General features: G+C 41.4%; 1 protein-coding gene and 2 pseudogenes. All 3 read left to right on the top strand.

Annotated elements, in window-relative coordinates; all coding sequences use genetic code 11:
- Positions 1-528 (top strand): annotated as a pseudogene (locus SORDD16_RS04710) (glucose-1-phosphate adenylyltransferase subunit GlgD); the annotation flags it as partial.
- Positions 525-1,958: a glycogen synthase GlgA gene (gene glgA, locus SORDD16_RS04705; RefSeq protein ID WP_061452554.1), complete on the top strand. Its 1,434-nt coding sequence runs from the start codon at positions 525-527 to the stop codon at positions 1,956-1,958. The pseudogene SORDD16_RS04710 and the gene glgA, both read left to right, overlap by 4 nt.
- 61 nt (positions 1,959-2,019) lie before the next feature.
- Positions 2,020-2,280, top strand: a pseudogene (locus SORDD16_RS04700) (phosphoserine phosphatase SerB); the annotation flags it as partial.

The following is a 2,280-nucleotide window of genomic DNA, read 5'->3' as shown; positions in this document are numbered from 1 at the left end:
AAGCGTTTGGAAGAAGAAGTTCAAAAAGAATATCCAGAAAAATTACGCTATGTTTTACGTGAGTTGGCAGCTAAAGAAGGTGCTTTTGCTTATGAATACACTGGCTACCTAGCCAATATTCACTCTGTTCAGTCCTATTATCAAGCCAATATTGATATGCTAGAGTCTCAAAAATTCTACTCTCTCTTCTCACCTAACCAAAAAATTTATACCAAGGTTAAGAACGAAGAACCAACTTACTACTCAAATACCTCTAAGGTAAGTACTTCGCAGTTCGCCTCTGGTAGTATCATAGAGGGCGAAGTAGTTCAGTCGGTCCTATCACGTAATATTCACGTTCATAAGGATAGTCTAGTTAAAGACAGCCTTCTCTTCCCACGTGTTGTGATTGGCCAAGGTGCCCAAGTTGAGTATGCAATCTTGGACAAAGGGGTTGAAGTTGCTGACGGTGTCGTTATTCGCGGTACTGCAGAACACCCAGTTGTAGTCAAGAAAGGCGAAAAAGTTACAGAGGATATTCATTCATGAAAATTTTATTCGTAGCAGCAGAGGGTGCGCCCTTTTCAAAAACAGGTGGTTTGGGAGACGTCATTGGCGCTCTTCCCAAATCACTGGTAAAGGCAGGGCACGAAGTTGCAGTTTTCTTACCTTATTATGATATGGTAGAGGCTAAGTTCGGAGACCAGATTGAGGATGTTCTTCACTTTGAAGTGAGTGTAGGATGGCGTAGACAGTACTGTGGTATTAAGAAGACCGTTTTGAATGGTGTTACCTTCTACTTCGTAGACAATCAAACTTATTTCTTCCGAGGTCATGTTTACGGAGATTTCGATGATGGTGAACGTTTTGCCTTCTTCCAACTGGCTGCTCTTGAAGCTATGGAACGCATCGGCTTTATCCCTGACCTTCTCCATGTTCATGACTACCATACAGCCATGATTCCCTTCTTGTTAAAAGAAAAGTACCATTGGATTCAGGCTTACCAAGGAATCAGAACCGTTTTAACTATTCATAATTTGGAATTCCAAGGTCAATTTTCTGAAGGAATGTTGTGGGATTTGTTTGGTGTTGGTTTTGAACGGTATGCTGATGGAACCCTTCGTTGGAATGACTGTCTTAACTGGATGAAAGCAGGTATTCTCTATGCGGATCGTGTCTCAACCGTATCTCCTAGCTATGCACATGAGATTATGACTAGCCAATTCGGTTGCGGTTTGGACCAGATTCTTCGCATGGAGTCAGGTAAGGTTTCGGGTATTGTTAATGGAATCGATACTGATCTCTATAATCCAGAGACAGATACTCTTTTAGACTATCATTTTGATAAGGATGACTTGTCAGGAAAAGCACAAAACAAAGCAAAATTGCAAGAGAGAGTTGGTCTACCAGTACGAGCAGATGTTCCACTAGTTGGGATTGTCTCTCGATTGACACGCCAAAAAGGCTTTGATGTTGTCGTGGAAAGTTTGCATCGTTTCTTACAAGAGGACATTCAAATAGTCCTTTTAGGAACAGGTGACCCGGCTTTTGAACATTCCTTCTCATGGTTTGCTCAAGTCTATCCTGACAAGCTATCAGCAAATATCACTTTTGACGTCAAACTTGCTCAAGAAATCTACGCAGCTTGTGATCTCTTCCTCATGCCGAGTCGTTTTGAACCATGTGGCTTGTCTCAAATGATGGCGATGCGTTATGGAACGCTACCATTGGTTCATGAGGTTGGTGGTTTGCGTGATACGGTTCAATCCTTCAATCCAATCGAAGGAACTGGTACTGGATTTAGCTTTGATAATTTAACACCATACTGGCTTAACTGGAGTTTCCAAACAGCCTTGGATGTTTATAACAATCAGCCGGACATTTGGAGAAATCTACAAAAACAAGCTATGGAATGCGATTTCTCATGGGATACAGCCTGCAAATCTTATCTGGACTTGTACCATAGTTTAGTCGACTAATAGATAAAATCGTATGATTCTTTCATACGATTTTTGGGCTGTTTAGAAAAGAGGAGAAGTGATGACTCAAGTAAAGGGCCTCTGTGTCATGGATGTTGATGGCACCCTGATAGCAGAAGAAGTGATTGATCTTTTAGGAAAAGAAGCAGGTTGCGAAGAAGAAATATCGCAGATTACAAGCCAGGCAATGCGAGGTGAACTGGACTTTGAAACAAGCTTACGAGCAAGAGTGGCTTTGTTAGAAGGTCTTTCGATTTCAGTCTTTGATACTGTCTTCAAATTCATTCATCTGTCCAAGAATGCTCAAGAATTTATCTCCATA

The sequence above is a fragment of the Streptococcus oralis genome, assembly GCF_001578945.1.
Taxonomy (GTDB): domain Bacteria; phylum Bacillota; class Bacilli; order Lactobacillales; family Streptococcaceae; genus Streptococcus; species Streptococcus oralis_Q.
This window is presented reverse-complemented; position numbering and strand designations above follow the sequence as displayed.